Source organism: Klebsiella sp. SYXHC3 (genome assembly GCF_057196925.1).
On record NZ_JBXUNG010000001.1, the window covers coordinates 1,173,333 to 1,192,618 of the forward strand.

12 protein-coding genes are annotated in these 19,286 nt (G+C 58.1%); 9 read left to right on the forward strand and 3 right to left on the reverse strand.

The window, feature by feature from the left end:
* Positions 1 to 241: 241 nt before the first annotated feature.
* The 8 genes from AC2CGP_RS05785 (at position 242) to yegS (ending at position 13,931) form a co-directional block, all read left to right on the forward strand.
* Complete coding sequence (locus tag AC2CGP_RS05785; protein ID WP_045367110.1) at positions 242 to 1,486, forward strand: MdtA/MuxA family multidrug efflux RND transporter periplasmic adaptor subunit; 1,245 nt, start codon at positions 242 to 244, stop codon at positions 1,484 to 1,486.
* The gene (locus tag AC2CGP_RS05790) at positions 1,486 to 4,608 is read left to right on the forward strand and encodes an MdtB/MuxB family multidrug efflux RND transporter permease subunit (RefSeq protein WP_045412844.1); all 3,123 of its coding nucleotides are present in this window, start codon (positions 1,486 to 1,488) and stop codon (positions 4,606 to 4,608) included. The genes AC2CGP_RS05785 and AC2CGP_RS05790 overlap by 1 nt, the downstream gene beginning before the upstream one ends.
* Positions 4,609 to 7,686 carry a multidrug efflux RND transporter permease subunit MdtC gene (gene mdtC / locus AC2CGP_RS05795; RefSeq protein WP_484502294.1) on the forward strand — a complete coding sequence of 1,026 codons (3,078 nt, stop codon included), beginning with the start codon at positions 4,609 to 4,611 and terminating at the stop codon, positions 7,684 to 7,686.
* A gap of 1 nt (position 7,687) precedes the next feature.
* Positions 7,688 to 9,103, forward strand: a complete 1,416-nt coding sequence (mdtD, locus tag AC2CGP_RS05800; RefSeq protein WP_325896230.1) for an MFS transporter — start codon at positions 7,688 to 7,690, stop codon at positions 9,101 to 9,103.
* A complete protein-coding gene (gene baeS, locus AC2CGP_RS05805; RefSeq protein WP_015706068.1) occupies positions 9,100 to 10,554 on the forward strand; it encodes an envelope stress sensor histidine kinase BaeS in 1,455 nt (484 codons plus the stop codon). The genes mdtD and baeS overlap by 4 nt, the downstream gene beginning before the upstream one ends.
* Positions 10,551 to 11,273, forward strand: coding sequence for an envelope stress response regulator BaeR (gene baeR / locus AC2CGP_RS05810; protein ID WP_015365781.1), 723 nt, complete (start codon positions 10,551 to 10,553; stop codon positions 11,271 to 11,273). The genes baeS and baeR overlap by 4 nt, the downstream gene beginning before the upstream one ends.
* Positions 11,274 to 11,418: 145 nt before the next feature.
* Complete coding sequence (gene trhP / locus AC2CGP_RS05815; RefSeq protein ID WP_032708727.1) at positions 11,419 to 12,780, forward strand: prephenate-dependent tRNA uridine(34) hydroxylase TrhP; 1,362 nt, start codon at positions 11,419 to 11,421, stop codon at positions 12,778 to 12,780.
* A 257-nt stretch (positions 12,781 to 13,037) separates the two neighbouring features.
* Positions 13,038 to 13,931 (forward strand): lipid kinase YegS, encoded by an 894-nt coding sequence (gene yegS / locus AC2CGP_RS05820; protein ID WP_015706070.1) that lies wholly within the window; start codon positions 13,038 to 13,040, stop codon positions 13,929 to 13,931.
* A 34-nt stretch (positions 13,932 to 13,965) separates the two neighbouring features.
* Here the strand turns inward: yegS and AC2CGP_RS05825 are convergent, their stop codons facing one another.
* The 3 genes from AC2CGP_RS05825 to dalD form a co-directional block, all read right to left on the reverse strand.
* Positions 13,966 to 15,243 (reverse strand): RbtT/DalT/CsbX family MFS transporter, encoded by a 1,278-nt coding sequence (locus tag AC2CGP_RS05825; protein WP_475702477.1) that lies wholly within the window; start codon positions 15,241 to 15,243, stop codon positions 13,966 to 13,968.
* 65 nt (positions 15,244 to 15,308) lie between these two features.
* Complete coding sequence (gene xylB / locus AC2CGP_RS05830; protein ID WP_475702476.1) at positions 15,309 to 16,772, reverse strand: xylulokinase; 1,464 nt, start codon at positions 16,770 to 16,772, stop codon at positions 15,309 to 15,311.
* A complete protein-coding gene (gene dalD / locus AC2CGP_RS05835; RefSeq protein ID WP_475702475.1) occupies positions 16,763 to 18,148 on the reverse strand; it encodes a D-arabinitol 4-dehydrogenase in 1,386 nt (461 codons plus the stop codon). The genes xylB and dalD overlap by 10 nt, the downstream gene beginning before the upstream one ends.
* Before the next feature lie 196 nt (positions 18,149 to 18,344).
* Here dalD and AC2CGP_RS05840 point away from each other — a divergent pair, with 196 nt between their 5' ends.
* A complete protein-coding gene (locus tag AC2CGP_RS05840; protein ID WP_015365774.1) occupies positions 18,345 to 19,286 on the forward strand; it encodes a sugar-binding transcriptional regulator in 942 nt (313 codons plus the stop codon).

The following is a 19,286-nucleotide window of genomic DNA, read 5'->3' on the forward strand; positions in this document are numbered from 1 at the left end:
TATTTAAGGCCCCTTCCTCAGGAGGGGCTTTCCTGTATTTAGCCTCCGCTAAATCAAGCTGACGTTACCATGCCGCGTCTGACACATTTCTTTTAGCGTTCGGCTTTGCGAGCCTCCTCGTGAAAGCCCGCCAATTCAGACCTTTCCATACGCTCTTTTCATAATTCCTCCATTTTTGCAGGGCGTTCCGTTACTAAACTAGTATCATTCAGCGAAAGCTTCAGAATGAGATAGCAAAATAATGAAAAGCAGTAACACACTTCGTTGGGGAATAGTCCTGACGGTAATTTTGGCGGCGGGAGCCGCCTATTGGTTCTGGCACGATCGCTCCGAAGAGACAACCGCAGGCGCTGCTGGCGCGAGTCAACAAGGAGCAAAGGCGCCTGCCGGGGCGCGTCACGGGCGTTTTGGGGCAACGCTGGCCCCGGTGCAGGCGGCCACTGCCACCAGCGAATCCGTCCCCCGCTATCTTACTGGCCTGGGGACTATCGCCGCGGCGAACACCGTGACCGTACGCAGTCGGGTTGACGGCCAGTTACTGAGTATCCATTTCCAGGAAGGTCAGCAGGTAAAAGCCGGCGATCTGCTGGCGCAAATCGATCCCAGCCAGTTCAAGGTCGCGCTGGCCCAGGCGCAGGGGCAGCTTGCCAAAGATAACGCCACCCTCGCAAACGCGCGCCGCGATCTCGCTCGCTATCAACAACTGGTCAAAACCAACCTTATCTCCCGTCAGGAGCTGGATACCCAGCAGTCGCTGGTGGTCGAATCCGCCGGTACGGTTAAAGCCGATCAGGCCGCCGTCGCCAGTGCGCAACTGCAGCTGGACTGGACCCGCATCACCGCGCCGATTGACGGCCGCGTGGGCCTGAAACAGGTCGACATCGGCAACCAAATCTCCAGTGGCGACACTACCGGCATTGTCGTTCTCACGCAAACTCACCCTATCGATTTGGTCTTTACCCTGCCGGAAAGCGATATCGCCACCGTGGTACAGGCGCAGAAAGCCGGTAAAACGCTGAGCGTCGAGGCCTGGGACCGAACCAATAAACAGAAGATCAGTACAGGTAGCCTGCTGAGCCTCGATAACCAAATCGATGCCACCACCGGCACCATTAAGCTTAAAGCGCGCTTTAATAACCTCGATGACGCGCTGTTCCCGAATCAGTTCGTCAATGCCAGAATGCTGGTGGATACCGAGCAGGATGCGGTAGTGATCCCCACCGCCGCGCTACAAATGGGCAACGAGGGGCACTTCGTGTGGGTGCTGAACAGTGAGAATAAAGTCAGTAAACATACGGTCACGCCGGGTATTCAGGATAGCCAAAAAGTGGTGATTAACGCCGGGCTGTCAGCGGGCGACCGGGTGGTGACCGATGGTATCGATCGCCTGACGGAAGGCGCGAAGGTCGAAGTCGTCGAAGCTCACAGCGCCGTGCAGGAACAACCTACCACCCGCCCGAGTGGTAAAAACGGAGCGGGCGCCTGATGCAAGTCTTACCCCCGAGCAGTACGGGCGGCCCCTCCAGGCTGTTTATTATGCGTCCGGTGGCGACAACGCTACTAATGGTCGCCATTCTGCTGGCCGGTATCATCGGCTATCGCTTCCTGCCGGTCTCTGCGCTGCCGGAAGTTGACTACCCGACCATTCAGGTAGTAACGCTCTACCCCGGCGCCAGCCCGGATGTGGTGACGTCATCGATTACCGCACCGCTGGAACGCCAGTTTGGCCAGATGTCCGGCCTTAAGCAGATGTCCTCACAAAGCTCGGGCGGCGCGTCGGTCATTACTCTGCAGTTCCAACTGACCCTGGCGCTGGATGTCGCCGAACAGGAAGTGCAGGCGGCCATCAACGCCGCGACCAACCTGCTGCCGTCTGATTTACCCAACCCGCCGGTTTACAGCAAAGTGAACCCGGCGGATCCGCCGATCATGACCCTGGCCGTGACCTCCAGCGCGATGCCGATGACGCAGGTTGAAGATATGGTGGAAACTCGGGTAGCGCAGAAGATATCTCAGGTTTCCGGGGTCGGCCTGGTGACGCTGGCCGGCGGCCAACGTCCTGCGGTACGCGTTAAGCTCAATGCCCAGGCGATCGCCGCGTTAGGTTTGACCAGCGAAACCGTGCGTACCGCCATTACCAGCGCTAACGTGAATTCAGCGAAAGGCAGCCTTGACGGCCCGGCCCGCGCGGTCACCCTTTCCGCCAACGATCAGATGCAGTCGGCGGAAGATTACCGTCGGCTGATTATCGCCTATCAGAACGGCGCGCCGATCCGTCTTGGCGATGTCGCGACCATCGAACAGGGCGCCGAGAACGCCTGGCTGGGGGCGTGGGCCAATAAGCAGCGGGCGATCGTGATGAACGTCCAACGCCAGCCGGGAGCGAACATCATCGCCACCGCCGACAGCATCCGCCAGATGCTGCCGCAACTGACCGAGAGCCTGCCTAAATCCGTTAAGGTACAGGTGCTTTCTGACCGCACCACCAATATTCGCGCGTCGGTCAGCGATACCCAGTTCGAATTGCTGCTGGCCATCGCGCTGGTGGTGATGATCATTTATCTCTTCTTGCGCAATGTCCCGGCGACTATCATCCCCGGCGTCGCCGTGCCGCTGTCGCTGGTCGGCACCTTCGCGGTCATGGTGTTCCTTGATTTTTCAATCAACAACCTGACGCTAATGGCATTGACCATCGCCACCGGTTTCGTCGTCGATGACGCCATCGTGGTTATTGAAAATATCTCCCGCTACATTGAAAAGGGTGAGAAACCGCTTGCCGCCGCGCTGAAAGGCGCGGGGGAAATCGGCTTCACGATTATTTCATTAACCTTCTCGCTGATTGCCGTACTGATTCCGCTGCTGTTTATGGGTGATATCGTTGGGCGATTGTTCCGTGAATTCGCCATTACCCTGGCAGTGGCGATTCTGATTTCGGCGGTGGTCTCGCTGACCCTGACGCCGATGATGTGCGCGCGGATGTTAAGCCACGAATCGCTGCGCAAACAAAACCGCTTTTCGCGGGCCAGCGAGCGTTTCTTCGAGCGGGTGATTGCCGTCTATGGCCGCTGGCTAAGCCGGGTACTAAACCACCCATGGCTAACGTTGAGCGTGGCGTTAAGCACCCTGGCGTTATCGATTCTGCTGTGGGTCTTTATCCCGAAAGGCTTCTTCCCAATCCAGGATAACGGCATTATTCAGGGCACGTTACAGGCCCCGCAGTCGGTGTCGTTCGCCAGTATGGCGCAACGCCAGCAGCAGGTATCCGATCTGATTCTGAAAGATCCGGCGGTTGAAAGCCTGACGTCGTTCGTCGGCGTTGATGGCACCAATCCGGCGCTGAACAGCGCGCGTCTGCAGATTAACCTCAAACCACTGGATGAACGCGACGATCGCGTGCAAACGGTCATCAGCCGTCTGCAGCAATCGGTGGCTAGCGTACCGGGTATTGAGCTTTATCTCCAGCCAACGCAGGATCTGACTATCGATACCACCGTCAGTCGCACTCAGTATCAGTTTACCCTGCAGGCTAACTCGCTTGATGCGCTGAGCAACTGGGTGCCGCAATTGCTGTCGCGCCTGCAATCCTTACCCCAGCTTGCCGACGTCAGCAGCGACTGGCAGGATAAAGGGCTCGCGGCTTATATTAATGTCGATCGCGATAGCGCCAGCCGGCTGGGTATTTCCATGGCGGATGTCGATAACGCGCTGTATAACGCCTTTGGCCAAAGGCTGATCTCGACAATTTATACCCAGGCCAACCAATATCGTGTGGTACTGGAGCACGACACCCAGGCGACGCCGGGGCTAGCGGCTCTTGATAATATCCGCCTCACCAGCAGCGATGGCGGTATCGTGCCTCTGAAATCCATCGCCAGCGTCGAGCAGCGTTTTACCCCGCTGTCGGTGAACCATCTCGATCAGTTCCCGGTGACCACTATTTCATTCAACGTGCCGGATAACTACTCCCTCGGCGAAGCGGTAGAGGCTATTTTGTCAGCCGAGCAGTCGCTGGATTTCCCAAGCGACATCCGCACCCAGTTCCAGGGCAGCTCCCTCGCGTTCCAGTCGGCGCTCGGTAGCACCGTCTGGCTGGTCGTCGCGGCGGTCGTCGCCATGTATATCGTCCTCGGCGTGCTGTACGAAAGCTTCATTCATCCCATCACCATTCTTTCTACCCTGCCGACCGCTGGCGTCGGGGCGCTGCTGGCGCTATGGCTGGCCGGTAGCGAGCTGGATGTGATTGCCATCATCGGCATCATTCTGCTGATTGGTATCGTGAAGAAAAACGCCATCATGATGATTGACTTTGCCCTCGCCGCCGAGCGCGAGCAGGGAATGCCGCCGCGCGAAGCCATTTATCAGGCCTGCCTGCTGCGCTTCCGTCCGATTCTGATGACCACCCTCGCCGCCCTGCTCGGCGCGCTGCCCTTGATGCTCAGCACCGGCGTCGGCGCCGAGTTACGCCGCCCATTGGGGATTGGTATGGTTGGCGGTCTGATGCTCAGCCAGGTACTGACGTTATTCACCACGCCGGTGATTTATCTGCTGTTCGACCGGCTATCGCTGTATATGAAGAGCCGCTTCCCGCGTCGTGAAGAGGAGGCGTAAGTGAAGTTATTCGCTCTCTTCATTTATCGGCCGGTGGCGACGATTCTTATCTCGCTGGCGATTACCCTATGCGGGATCCTCGGATTCCGCCTGCTGCCGGTCGCACCGCTGCCGCAGGTGGATTTCCCGGTGATCATGATTAGCGCCTCGCTGCCCGGCGCCTCGCCGGAAACCATGGCCTCGTCGGTGGCAACACCGCTGGAACGCTCGCTGGGGCGCATTGCCGGGGTCAATGAAATGACCTCGTCGAGCTCGCTTGGCAGTACCCGCATCATCATGGAGTTTAATTTCGATCGCGATATTAACGGCGCCGCCCGTGACGTGCAGGCGGCGATTAATGCCGCGCAAAGTCTGCTGCCGAGCGGGATGCCCAGCCGCCCCACGTATCGCAAAGCTAACCCGTCCGATGCGCCGATCATGATCCTGACGCTCACCTCGGATACCTATTCGCAAGGCGAGTTGTACGATTTCGCGTCAACCCAGCTGGCGCAAACCATCGCGCAGATTGACGGCGTCGGCGATGTCGACGTCGGCGGCAGCTCACTGCCGGCGGTGCGCGTCGACCTTAACCCGCAGGCGCTATTTAACCAGGGCGTCTCACTGGACGCCGTGCGCAGCGCCATTGATAACGCCAACGTGCGTCGCCCGCAGGGCGCGCTGGAAGATAAGACCCACCGCTGGCAGGTGCAGACCAACGATGAATTGAAAACCGCGGCGGAATATTTGCCGGTGATCGTCCACTACAATAACGGCGCGGCGGTACGCCTTGGCGACGTGGCAAAAGTGACGGATTCAGTGCAGGATGTGCGTAACGCCGGGATGACCAACGCCAAACCGGCGATCCTGTTGATGATCCGCAAGCTGCCGGAAGCCAACATCATTCAGACGGTTGATAGCATTCGCGCCCGCCTGCCGGAACTACAGCGTACCATCCCCGCCGCCATTGATTTACAGATTGCGCAGGATCGTTCGCCCACCATCCGCGCTTCGCTGGAAGAGGTCGAACAAACGCTGGTGATTTCGGTCGCACTGGTGATTCTGGTGGTCTTTCTGTTTTTGCGCTCCGGGCGCGCAACGCTTATCCCGGCCGTCGCCGTACCGGTATCGTTAATCGGTACCTTTGCCGCGATGTATTTGTGCGGCTTCAGCCTCAATAATCTGTCGTTAATGGCGCTGACCATCGCCACCGGTTTCGTTGTCGATGACGCCATCGTGGTGCTGGAGAATATTTCCCGCCATCTTGAGGCGGGAATGAAACCGCTGCAGGCCGCGTTACAGGGCAGCCGTGAAGTCGGCTTTACCGTGCTGTCGATGAGCCTGTCGCTGGTGGCGGTGTTCTTACCGCTGCTGCTGATGGGCGGCCTGCCGGGTCGTCTGCTGCGCGAGTTCGCCGTCACGCTATCAGTAGCGATCGGTATTTCGCTCGCCGTGTCGCTCACGCTGACGCCAATGATGTGCGGCTGGCTGCTGAAAAGCGGCAAACCTCATGAACCAACGCGCAAGCGTGGCTTTGGCCGCCTGCTGGTCACTATTCAGGGCGGCTATGGCAAATCGTTAAAATGGGTGCTGAAGCATAGTCGCCTGACTGGCCTGGTGCTGCTCGGTACGATGGCGCTCAGCGTGTGGCTGTATATCGCCATTCCGAAAACCTTCTTCCCGGAGCAGGACACCGGGGTGCTGATGGGCGGCATTCAGGCGGATCAGAGTATTTCGTTCCAGGCGATGCGCGGCAAACTGCAGGACTTTATGAAGATCATCCGCGAGGATCCGGCGGTCGATAACGTGACCGGTTTTACCGGCGGCTCGCGGGTGAATAGCGGTATGATGTTTATCACCCTGAAACCGCGCGACCAACGCCACGAAACGGCGCAGCAAATCATCGACCGGCTGCGGAAAAAACTGGCGAAAGAGCCCGGCGCTAATCTGTTCCTGATGGCGGTGCAGGATATCCGCGTTGGCGGACGTCAGTCGAACGCCAGCTATCAGTACACCCTGTTATCGGACGATCTGTCGGCGCTGCGTGAATGGGAGCCAAAAATCCGCAAGGCGCTGGCGGCGCTGCCGGAACTGGCCGACGTTAACTCGGATCAGCAAGATAACGGCGCGGAGATGGATCTGGTCTACGACCGCGACACCATGTCACGCCTGGGCGTCAGCGTGCAGGATGCCAACAGCCTGTTAAACAACGCTTTCGGCCAGCGGCAGATCTCGACCATCTATCAACCTTTGAACCAGTACAAAGTGGTGATGGAAGTCGATCCGCTTTATACCCAGGACGTTAGCGCGCTGGAGCAAATGTTTGTCATTAGTAACGACGGTAAACCCATCCCGCTGTCATACTTCGCCAAATGGCAACCGGCGAACGCACCGCTTTCGGTCAACCACCAGGGGCTATCGGCCGCCTCGACCATCTCCTTCAACCTGCCGACCGGCAAATCGCTGTCGGAAGCCAGCGACGCCATTGACCGGGCGATGACCCAGCTTGGCGTGCCGTCGAGCGTGCGAGGATCGTTTGCCGGCACCGCACAGGTATTCCAGCAGACGATGAACTCACAGGCGATCCTGATTATCGCCGCCATCGCCACGGTGTATATCGTGCTGGGGATCCTCTACGAAAGCTACGTGCATCCGTTAACCATTCTCTCAACCCTGCCGTCAGCGGGGGTTGGCGCGCTGCTGGCGCTGGAATTATTTGGCGCCCCATTCAGCCTAATCGCCCTGATAGGGATCATGCTATTAATTGGCATCGTAAAGAAAAACGCCATCATGATGGTCGATTTCGCCCTTGAAGCGCAGCGTACCGGCAATCTTCCGCCGGAAGAAGCGATATTCCAGGCCTGTTTGCTGCGTTTTCGCCCGATCATGATGACCACCCTGGCGGCGCTATTCGGCGCGCTGCCGCTGGTGCTATCGGGCGGCGACGGGTCCGAACTGCGGCAGCCGTTGGGGATCACCATTGTCGGTGGCCTGGTCATGAGCCAGTTGCTGACGCTGTACACCACCCCGGTGGTCTATTTGTTCTTTGATCGTCTGCGGCTGCGTTTTACGCGCAAGCCTGCTCAACCGGTAAGCGAATAAGATGACAGATCTGCCCGCCAGCGTACGCTGGCAGTTATGGATTGTGGCCTTCGGCTTCTTTATGCAGTCGCTGGATACCACCATCGTCAACACCGCCCTGCCCTCGATGGCCAATAGCCTTGGGGAGAGCCCGCTGCACATGCATATGGTAGTGGTCTCGTATGTGCTTACGGTGGCGGTCATGCTGCCGGCCAGCGGCTGGCTGGCGGACCGGGTTGGCGTGCGCAATATCTTTTTCAGCGCCATTGTGTTGTTTACCGCCGGTTCGCTGTTCTGCGCCCAGGCCAGCACTCTCGATCAGTTAGTGATGTCCCGGGTGCTGCAGGGCGTCGGCGGCGCGATGATGGTGCCGGTCGGGCGGCTAACGGTGATGAAAATCGTTCCGCGCGATCAGTATATGGCGGCGATGACCTTCGTCACCCTGCCCGGCCAGGTTGGACCGCTGCTCGGCCCGGCGCTTGGCGGGGTACTGGTCGAATATGCCTCCTGGCACTGGATTTTCTTGATTAACATCCCGGTTGGCATCATCGGCGCTATCGCCACATTATGCCTGATGCCGAACTACACCCTGCAGACCCGGCGCTTTGATATCCTTGGTTTTATTCTGCTGGCGACAGGAATGGCCGCCCTGACGCTGGCGCTTGACGGCAAAAAAGGGCTGGGTATCTCGCCGCTGCTGCTCGCCGTGCTGGTCACCGGTGGCCTGATGGCGATAGTTTTTTATTTGTGGCACGCCCGTGACAACGTTAACGCATTGTTTAGCCTCAAACTGTTTCGCAATAAAACCTTCTCGCTCGGTCTTGGCGGCAGCTTCGCCGGGCGTATCGGCAGCGGGATGTTACCGTTTATGACCCCGGTATTCCTGCAAATTGGCCTCGGCTTCTCGCCGTTCCACGCCGGGCTGATGATGATCCCCATGGTGCTGGGCAGCATGGGGATGAAACGCATCGTGGTGCAGGTAGTGAATCGCTTTGGCTATCGCCGCGTGCTGGTTTTCGCGACGCTCGGCCTGGCGCTGGTGAGTTTACTGTTCATGGCCGTCGCACTGGCCGGCTGGTACTGGCTGCTGCCGCTGGTGCTGTTCCTGCAGGGCATGATTAACTCCAGCCGTTTCTCGTCGATGAATACTCTGACGCTAAAAGACCTGCCTGATGAGTTGGCCAGCAGCGGTAACAGCCTGCTCTCAATGGTCATGCAGCTCTCGATGAGTATCGGCGTGACCATCGCCGGGCTACTGCTCGGCATGTACGGCCAGCAGCATATCAGCGCCGATGCGCCAGCTGTCCATCAGGTTTTCCTCTATACCTATCTGAGCATGGCGGTGATTATCGCTCTCCCGGCGCTCATCTTTTCCCGTGTACCGAACGATGTCGGCAGCAACACCGTCATCCGCCGACGCAAAAGGAGTGAATCGTGAAACTTTGGCGCCCGGGTATCACCGGTAAGCTGTTCCTGGCTATTTTCGCCACCTGTATCGTGCTGCTGATTAGCATGCATTGGGCAGTGCGCATCAGCTTTGAGCGCGGCTTTATCGACTATATTAAACGCGGTAATGAACAACGACTAACGATGCTCGGCGACGCGCTGAGTGAACAGTACGAGCAGCACGGCGACTGGAAATTTTTGCGCAACAACGATCGTTTTATCTTCCAGTTACTGCGCACCTTCGAGCGCGATAACGACGAACGTCCACCGGGTGGGCCGGGGCCGCATGGCGAGCCAGGGCCAATGCCCGGCCCTGGCCCGCGGCCCGATATGCCGCCGCACGGCTGGCGCACGCAATTTTGGGTTGTCGATCAACAAGGGCGCGTGCTGGTAGGCCCGCGGGCGCCGGTCCCGCAGGACGGTACCCGCCGTAACATTGTCGTCGACGGCGTGACCGTCGGGGCGGTGATCGCCTCGCCGGTTGAGCGGCTCACGCGCAACACGGATATTAATTTCGACCGCCAGCAAAAACGCACCAGTTGGCTGATTGTCGCCCTTGCCACCCTCCTCGCCGCGCTGGCCACCTTCCCGCTGGCCCGCGGGCTGCTGGCGCCGGTCAAACGGCTGGTGGAAGGCACCCATAAGCTGGCGGCGGGCGATTTCTCCACCCGCGTCACGGTCACCGGCGGGGATGAACTGGGCCGTCTGGCGCAGGATTTTAACCAGCTTGCCAGTACGCTTGAGCGTAACCAACAGATGCGCCGCGATTTAATGGCCGATATTTCGCATGAACTCCGCACGCCGCTAGCGGTCCTGCGCGGCGAGCTGGAGGCTATTCAGGACGGAGTGCGTAAATTCACCCCGGATTCGATCTCTTCGCTGCAGGCGGAAGTCGGCACGCTTACCAAGCTGGTGGACGATCTGCATCAGTTGTCGATGTCCGATGAAGGCGCGTTAGCCTACCAGAAAGAGTCGGTGGATTTAATTGCGCTGCTGGAGGTCGCCGCAGGGGCGTTCCGCGAACGTTTCGCCAGCCGCGGCTTGACCATCGGCGTCTCGCTGCCGGATAACGCTATCGTTTTCGGCGATCGCGATCGTCTGATGCAGCTGTTCAATAACCTGCTGGAAAACAGCCTACGCTATACCGACAGCGGCGGCCGCCTGCAGATTGACGCCAAACAAAATGGTCGCATGTTGACGCTCGATTTCGCCGATAGCGGCCCCGGCGTTAGCGACGAGCAGCTGGCGCGGCTCTGCGAGCGTTTTTATCGCACCGAGGGCTCACGCAACCGGGCCAGCGGTGGATCCGGTCTTGGGCTGGCAATCTGTATGAATATCGTCGCCGCCCACGGCGGCAGCCTGAACGCCGGTCATTCGCCTTTTGGCGGGGTTAGCATTAAAGTAGAGTTACCTCTGGAACAGGATTTATCGAGGGATGTATGAGCGAATTACCTATTGATGAAAACACGCCGCGCATTTTAATCGTGGAAGACGAGCCCAAACTCGGTCAGTTGTTGATCGACTATTTGCAAGCTGCGAGCTATGCGCCAACGCTCATTGCGCATGGCGATCAAGTACTGCCCTACGTCCGCCAGACGCCCCCGCATTTGATCCTGCTCGATTTAATGCTGCCGGGCACCGACGGCCTGACCCTGTGCCGCGAAATCCGCCGATTTTCCGAGATACCGATTGTGATGGTCACTGCCAAAATCGAGGAGATCGATCGCCTGCTGGGGCTGGAAATCGGCGCCGATGACTATATCTGCAAACCGTACAGCCCGCGTGAAGTCGTGGCCCGTGTGAAGACGATCCTGCGTCGCTGTAAACCACAGCGCGACCTGCAGGCTCTGGATGCGCAAAGTCCGCTAATTGTTGACGAAAGCCGCTTCCAGGCCTCGTGGCGCGAAAAAATGCTGGACCTGACTCCCGCCGAGTTTCGGCTATTAAAAACGCTGTCGCAGGAGCCGGGTAAAGTCTTCTCCCGCGAACAACTGCTCAATCATCTGTACGACGATTATCGCGTAGTTACCGACCGTACCATCGACAGCCATATTAAAAACCTGCGCCGTAAGCTGGAATCGCTGGACGCGGAGCAGTCGTTTATTCGCGCCGTCTACGGCGTTGGCTATCGCTGGGAAGCCGACGCCTGTAGAATGGCTTGAACATCGCGCCTCTTAGCGCAGAGAGGCGCGAAGGTTTACTCCCTCTTTCCACAGCGCTACAATGCCCGCCCTTAATGTGGGGACACTCCCCCGAATCGCCGTACCTGGTGCGGCGAGTCTGACCTGTCATCAGAACGAGAAAATCATGTTTAAACCGGAACTGCTTTCCCCGGCGGGAACGCTGAAAAATATGCGTTACGCTTTCGCTTATGGCGCCGATGCGGTCTACGCCGGCCAGCCGCGTTACTCACTGCGCGTACGCAACAACGAATTCAACCACGAAAACCTGCAGCTCGGCATCAATGAGGCCCATGAGCTGGGGAAAAAATTCTATGTGGTGGTTAACATCGCGCCGCATAACGCCAAGCTGAAAACGTTCATTCGCGATCTCAAACCGGTAGTGGAAATGGGCCCGGACGCGCTGATTATGTCCGATCCTGGTTTAATCATGCTGGTGCGGGAAAACTTCCCTGATATGCCGATCCACCTGTCGGTACAGGCCAACGCCGTCAACTGGGCGACGGTGAAATTCTGGCAGCAAATGGGGTTGACCCGCGTGATCCTCTCCCGCGAACTGTCGCTGGACGAGATCGCCGAAATTCGCAGCCAGGTGCCGGAGATGGAAATCGAGATTTTCGTCCACGGCGCGCTGTGCATGGCCTACTCCGGCCGCTGCCTGCTCTCCGGCTATATCAATAAACGTGACCCTAACCAGGGCACCTGTACCAACGCCTGCCGCTGGGAGTACAACGTCCAGGAAGGCAAAGAAGATGACGTGGGTAATATCGTCCACAAGCATGAACCTATCCCGGTGCAGAACGTTGAACCGACTCTCGGTATCGGCGCGCCAACCGACCAGGTATTTATGATTGAGGAAGCCAAACGTCCGGGCGAGTATATGACCGCCTTTGAGGATGAGCATGGCACTTACATCATGAACTCCAAAGATCTGCGCGCTATTGCCCACGTTGAGCGTCTGACCCAGATGGGCGTTCATTCGCTGAAGATTGAAGGCCGCACCAAATCCTTCTACTACTGCGCGCGCACCGCCCAGGTGTACCGTAAAGCGATCGACGACGCCGCCGCCGGTAAACCGTTCGACACCAGTCTGCTGGAGACGCTGGAAGGTCTGGCCCACCGCGGCTATACCGAAGGCTTCCTGCGCCGCCACACCCACGACGACTATCAGAATTATGAATACGGCTATTCGGTTTCCGAACGCCAGCAGTTTGTCGGCGAATTCACCGGCAAGCGTCATGGTCATCTGGCCGAAGTGGCGGTGAAAAATAAGTTCTCGGTCGGCGACAGCCTGGAGGTCATGACTCCGCAAGGTAACGTCAACTTTACGCTCGAACATATGGAGAACGCCAAAGGCGAAGCAATGCCTGTCGCGCCGGGAGACGGTTATATCGTCTGGCTGCCGCTGCCGGAGGATATGGCGCTGGAGTATGGGTTGCTGATGCGTAATTTTAACGGCGAGTCGACGCGCAATCCGCATAAAAATTAGTTTATTGGCGTTATTTTTTCATTATGTATGGATATTAGAATCGGATCACATACCGTTTCGTTCGAAGCAGGTATCATCCATTTCGCTGAAAAACATAACCCATAAATGCTAGCTGTACCAGGAACCACCTCCTTAGCCTGCGTAATCTCCCTTACGCGGGCTTATTTTTTATGCATCCTATTTTCCCGACTTTCTTATTCCATGACGCCATTCATGCGATACACTGAGGATGACGACTAAGAATGAGGCGATAAAGGATGACCCAATTTCCAGCCAGCTTATTAATTCTCAACGGTAAAGGCGCGAATGAGCCCCAACTGCGCGAAGCCGTTAATCTCCTGCGCGAAGAAGGTATCGAGATACACGTCCGCGTGACTTGGGAGAAAGGCGATGCGATTCGTTTTGTCGAGGAAGCCGAAACGCTCAGGGTGGCGACGGTGATTGCCGGCGGCGGCGATGGCACGATTAATGAAGTCGCCACCGCGCTGGTCCAGCGCGGCAGCAACATGGCGCTGGGAATACTCCCCCTCGGCACAGCCAATGATTTCGCCACCAGCGTCGGCATCCCGCAGGATTTAGCCAGCGCGCTGAAGCTGGCGATAGCCGGGCGCGACGTCCCTATTGATGTGGTTCGCGTGAATAACGAGGCCGGATTTATCAATATGGCCACCGGCGGCTTTGGTACCCGTATCACCACCGAAACGCCGGAAAAACTAAAAGCCGCGCTCGGCGGCGTCTCCTATCTGATTCACGGCCTGACGCGCATGGATACCCTAAAGCCGGACCGCTGCGAAATTCGCGGCGAGAACTTTCACTGGCAGGGCGACGCGCTGGTTATCGGCATCGGCAATGGCCGCCAGGCCGGTGGCGGCCAGCAACTGTGTCCTGAGGCATTAATTAACGACGGGCTACTGCATCTGCGTATTTTCACCGGCGAAGAGTTGCTGCCTGCGCTGTTTAGCACCCTCGCTAATCCCGATAATTCGCCAAATCTGATCGATGGCGTATCGCCGTGGTTTGAAGTCACCGCCGCCCATGAAATGACCTTCAACCTGGATGGAGAACCGCTGAGCGGCAAATCCTTCCGTATGGAAATCCTCGGCGAGGCGCTACGCTGCCGTCTGCCGCCGGACTGTATGTTACTGCGTTAAAACATCAGGGCGGGATATACCCGCCCTGATAACGTTATGAATATTCTACCCCTTCCCTGACGCCGCTTGCCTTACGGGCAAAGCCCGGCTGATCGACACGAATAAACGGGCACAGACAAAACGCCAGCAGATAGAGCGCGGTATAGGCCACCACCACGCCGATGGTGCTGAAGTGCGGCAGCAGCACCACCGCAATCGCCGGTGCGAGGAAGTTCGACAGCCCGGCCGACAGGTTGTAGACCGAAATCGCCGCCCCTTTATGCTCTGGCTCCAGCGCCGGAAACACCGCCGCCATCGGCACAAACGCCGCGACAAAAATCCCCAGCGCAATCGCCGGCACCAGCGCCATGGCGAAGTTATGGCCGAAGTGCTGCGGCAGGTAGTAAAACGCCAGGCTCGACAGCGCCATGCCGATGCAGCCGAACCAGCGCACCACTTTCATCCAGCCCAGTTTCTCCGCCACAATCCCCCAGAAGACGTTGGAGAAGATGGTGGTGAAGAAGAACGCCGCCCACACCTGCAGCCATTCGGAAGTGGTGAAACCGAGTTCATCAACGAACATCATCGGCATGACCACCGCGAAGCCGAACAGTGACAGGGTGTTGATAATACGCACGATGCTGGAGAGCATAATGCTGCGGTTGGTGTAGATAAGGGTCACCGCGCGCCCCAGCTCGGAGAACTTCTCGCGGGTGGTGAGATTCTGCATATGGCGCGGGGTTTCGGTGTTGCGCAGCGCCGCCAGGGCAATCAGCCCGCCGGTGACGCAGAACGCCAGCGCCAGCCACAGGGTGCCCATCTCGCCAACGTGCGGAATGGTGAAGCTTGGAATATAGCTGCCGAACACGCCGATGCCGACGGAGTAGACCGCCCAGAACCAGCCCAGGGCCGAGCTGGAGCTGTCGCTGCGGACGTTATGAATAATGGCGACGATAAACGAATAGAGGAACAGCGGATAGGCCAGGCCGCGGATGCCGTAAAACAGCAGGATTAAGGCGTAGTTGGCGCGACCGAGGCCGAAGACGAGGAACAGGACGTGGAACACGCACCACAGCACGAAACCGATAAACATGGTTTTACGCGGGGTGATAATTTCCGCGACCACGCCGGAGACCCAGGCCGAGAGGGCGGCGGCGAGGCCGTAGAGGGTAAAGGCGAAAGAGGCCTGCGCCGGGCTGAAGCCCAGCTCCTTGATGTAGTGCGAGAGAAAGGCGAGTTCAAAACCATCGCCGGTCATAAACACGGCGATGGCGACGTATCCCCAGATAAGATTCAGCGGCAGACCGAGCCACTGTTGGTGATTAACGGACATGGTGACCTCGTTGTTGTAGGGTGCAGGAGAATCACTCCGGCAGTTTCGCCGGAGCGTCATATGTCTTATTGCTGTCGAAAATGTCGGTCGTTGAGGTACAGAGACTGGAAATGGGCGTAACGCTGCATCAACGCCTGATGACGCTGCGGATCCGCCTGCCAGGTTTGCCAGATTTCCGGCTTATGACAAACGCTGGCCAGCGGTTTGCCCGCCGCCAGGCAGGCCAGACGCGCCGCTCCGAGCGCGCCGCCGGTTTCCCCGCCTTTATGCGTCACCACCGGCATCGCCAGTATATCCGCCAGCAGTTGCGCCCAGAACGGACTGCGGGCGCCGCCGCCAACCAGTGAGCACTGGTCGATACGGGTTCCGCTCTCCTGCAACACGCGCAGGCCGTCAGCAATACCGAAGCTCACTCCCTCCAGCACCGCATATCCCAGTTGAGCGCGCAGGCTGGCATGGGTCATTCCCCAGAACATACCGCGCGCCAGAGGATCGTTATGCGGGGTACGCTCGCCGGAAAGATAAGGCAGGAAGTATGGCGCATTGGCTTTTTCGTCTTCGCTTAACTGGGCGACCTCCTCCAGCAGCGCCACTTCGGTGGTGCCGGTCAGACGACAGAACCACTGCAGACAGCTGGCGGCGCTGAGCATCACGCTCATCTGGTGCCACAGGTTCGGCAGCACATGACAGAAAGCATGCACCGCCGACTGCGGCGCCGGACGATAGCGATCGGTGACGACAAACAGTACGCCGGAGGTACCCAGCGAGATAAAAGCGTCTCCCGGCGACACCGCGCCAACGCCAATCGCGCTGACCGCATTATCGCCGCCGCCCCCCGCCACCAGCACCGAAGGATTAAGCCCCCAGCGTTCGGCAATGTCTGCCGCCAGCGTGGCGGAAACGTCGCATCCTTCCATCAGTTCCGGCATTTGTTGCCGCGTCAGGCCGCACTTCTGCAGCAGCGCGTCGGACCAGTCCCGCCGCGCAACATCCAGCCACAGCGTCCCGGCGGCATCCGACATATCGGAGACTTTTTTGCCGGTCATCTTGTAGCGCAGAAAATCCTTCGGCAACAGCACGCAGGCGGTACGGGCGAAATGCTGCGGTTCGTGACGCCGCACCCACAGCAGTTTCGGCGCGGTAAACCCCGGCATTGCCAGATTACCGGCCACCTGATGCAGCTCCGGCGCCATCTCTTCAAGCTCGGCGCACTCCTGCGCGCAGCGGGTATCATTCCATAAAATCGCCGGGCGAATCACTTCGCCGCTGGCATCCAGCAGTACGGCGCCGTGCATCTGTCCGGAAAGGCCGATGGCTTTAATTGCCGACCAATGGCTCGCGCACTTCTCGCGCAGAGTGGCAATCAGATATTCCGTCGCTTCCCACCACGCCTGCGGCGATTGTTCGGACCACTGCGGATGCGGCCGTTGAATGGTCAACGGCGCGCTATGACTGGCGACGACCGTATTATTTTCATCCAGCACCAGCGCTTTAACTTCCGAAGTGCCGAGATCGATACCTAAATACATAGCGCCTCCTGCTGGGTCAACGCGTAGACGGCGGCGATTTGCTCACGCAGCAGCGCCTGAAAATCCGCCGATTCCGCCAGCTCGCCAAATAAGGCTTTATCAGCAGCGTACCGGGCGATCGGATCAGGCGAATTAAACATGGCGTGTACCGCCGATTCATCAAGAATTCCGTCCTGGTACTGATACGGTAAAGCCCCTTTATGCCACTGCTGCATAAAGACAAAGAACAGCGCCGGCAACATAGCGGTAGCCTGCGGGCGCACGCCGCGCTGGTAGCACTCCTGCAGGGTTGGGGCAATCATCGCCGGGATTTTTGAGAATCCATCGGCTGCCACCCGCTGGTTGGTGTCCTGGATATAGGGGTTGGTAAAACGCTTGAGTACCACGTCGCGATAGGTTGCCAGGTCGATGCCGTTATCACCCAGACACGGGATCACATCTTCGCTGACGTAACGGTCAGCAATGGCGTAGATGGCATCGGTAAGCGTACTCTCGTGAATATATTGCTGGCCCAACAGGGTTCCCGCCCAGGCAATACAGCTATGTGACGCGTTAAGAATTCGAATCTTCGCCTCTTCATAGGGGATAACCGACGCCACCATCTCCACGCCCACCGTCTCAAGCGCCGGGCGCTCAGCGCGGAAATTATCTTCCACTACCCATTGAATAAAGGTTTCGCCCATCACCGACGCTTTATCATCGATGCCGGTTTGCGCTTTGATACGTGGCGCCAGATCGGCGGCCGGGCGCGGCGTAATACGATCGACCATGGTGTTTGGGCAGGTCGCGTTCGCCGCCAGCCAGTCAATAACCTGCTGTTTACCGGTCAGTTGCAGAAACTCCACCAGCCCATCATGGAAACGTTCGCCGTTGTGGCGCACGTTGTCACAGTTGAGCAGCGTCAGCGGACCCGCATCGTCGGCGATGCGTTTTTCAAGAATCCGGGTGATGGTGCCATAAATGGTTTTGCAATCTCCCTGCAAATCGGCCTGCAGATCGGCGTTGCTGGTTTCCAGGCGATGCTGCGTATTGAGGTAATAACCCCCTTCCGTCACCGTGAAAGCAATGACTTTAGTCTGCGGGTTCGCGCCTTCATCAATCAGCGGCTGCAGTCCCGCCTGCCACGGCAGTAATTTTTGAATTGAGGCGATCTCTTCATATTCGCGCTCCCCTTCCGGGCTCACCGTCTCGAGGACGTAGCGCCCTCTCTGCTCCGCCAGCGCCTGCACCACATGCTCGGCGTCGTTACGAATATTTCCCGCCGCGATATGCCAGCGCGAATCGCCGGAAACCCGCAGTCGATGCAGGTACCACGCCTGATGGGCGCGATGAAAAGAACCGAGACCGATGTGAAGCCATGTGAATTGCGTATTCATGTTCTGCTCTCCTTGAGGTGATGCGGCTCACTGTAGATGATCATTTGAATCAAATAAGAGCTACGGATCACAAAAGAGCAATTACCCATTCAAATTACAAATGACCAAAACAGAGCAAAAGCTTGCCTGTTTGGAAAACCGCAGCCAAAATGCGGGTATCTGCGCTACCGCGCCCGCGTATTTAAGGCAGGACACCGTGAGTAAAGAAGACGACATCAGGCTGGATCAGAAGGTCCGTGCCGCATGGATGTACTACATTGCCGGTCAGAATCAGAGCGAAATCGCCAGCCACCTTGGCACCTCAAGGCCGGTGGTCCAGCGCCTGATCGCCGCGGCGAAGGAAGAAGGTATTGTGTCGATTGGCTTGCATCATCCTGTGGCGAACTGCCTCGATTATGCGCAGTTGTTGCAGGAAAAGTATCAACTCATCGAGTGCAATATCGTGCCGACCTACAACGAAGAGAGCACGCTGGATAGCGTTTCTTTCGGCTGTTATCAGCTGATGGCCCGCTACCTGCAGAGCGATAACGCCAAAATAATCGGCATTGGTTCTGGATTAACGCTGAAAAAAACCATTCAGCGCATTGATTTCGATAGCCCAAACAGCCGCTGCGTGGCGCTGATTAGCGCAATGAACGATGAGGGGAAATGCAACTACTACGATGATGTGCCGTTGCTGCTGGCGCGGAAAATTCAGGCCAACTACTATCAGTGGCCCGCGCCGCGCTATGCGCAAACCCGTCAGGAACATGAGATGTGGTGCGGCAGCCGCCTGTTCAGCAATGTTTCTGCCGCAGCGCAGCAGGCGGACGTTATTTTCGTCGGTATCGGCCCATTGGGTACCCAAAGCCCGATCTTCAAAGACGGGTTTATTAATAAAGTCCAACTGGATGAACTGACGGCGCGCGGCGGCATCGGCGAGATCCTCGGCCGCTTTATCGATGCCGACGGCGGCGTCGTCGACAGCGAAATTAATCGGCTGATCACCAGCTACGATATCCGCCAAAACCAGTGCCCGCGAATAGCCGTCGCCTGTGGCGAGAACAAGCGCCCGGCGATCCTCGCGGCGTTAAAAGGTGGCTGGATTAACGGCCTGGTGACCGATGAACATACCGCCCGCTGGCTGCTGACGCGCTAG

Excerpts from the sequence above, each read along its gene's own strand:
- AC2CGP_RS05785 (WP_045367110.1), top strand. The coding sequence starts at position 242 with ATGAAAAGCAGTAACACACTTCGTTGGGGAATAGTCCTGACGGTAATT.
- AC2CGP_RS05790 (WP_045412844.1), top strand. The coding sequence starts at position 1,486 with ATGCAAGTCTTACCCCCGAGCAGTACGGGCGGCCCCTCCAGGCTGTTT.
- yegS (WP_015706070.1), top strand. The coding sequence starts at position 13,038 with ATGACCCAATTTCCAGCCAGCTTATTAATTCTCAACGGTAAAGGCGCG.
- mdtD (WP_325896230.1), top strand. The coding sequence starts at position 7,688 with ATGACAGATCTGCCCGCCAGCGTACGCTGGCAGTTATGGATTGTGGCC.
- xylB (WP_475702476.1), bottom strand. The coding sequence starts at position 16,772 with ATGTATTTAGGTATCGATCTCGGCACTTCGGAAGTTAAAGCGCTGGTG.
- dalD (WP_475702475.1), bottom strand. The coding sequence starts at position 18,148 with ATGAATACGCAATTCACATGGCTTCACATCGGTCTCGGTTCTTTTCAT.
- AC2CGP_RS05825 (WP_475702477.1), bottom strand. The coding sequence starts at position 15,243 with ATGTCCGTTAATCACCAACAGTGGCTCGGTCTGCCGCTGAATCTTATC.
- trhP (WP_032708727.1), top strand. The coding sequence starts at position 11,419 with ATGTTTAAACCGGAACTGCTTTCCCCGGCGGGAACGCTGAAAAATATG.
- baeR (WP_015365781.1), top strand. The coding sequence starts at position 10,551 with ATGAGCGAATTACCTATTGATGAAAACACGCCGCGCATTTTAATCGTG.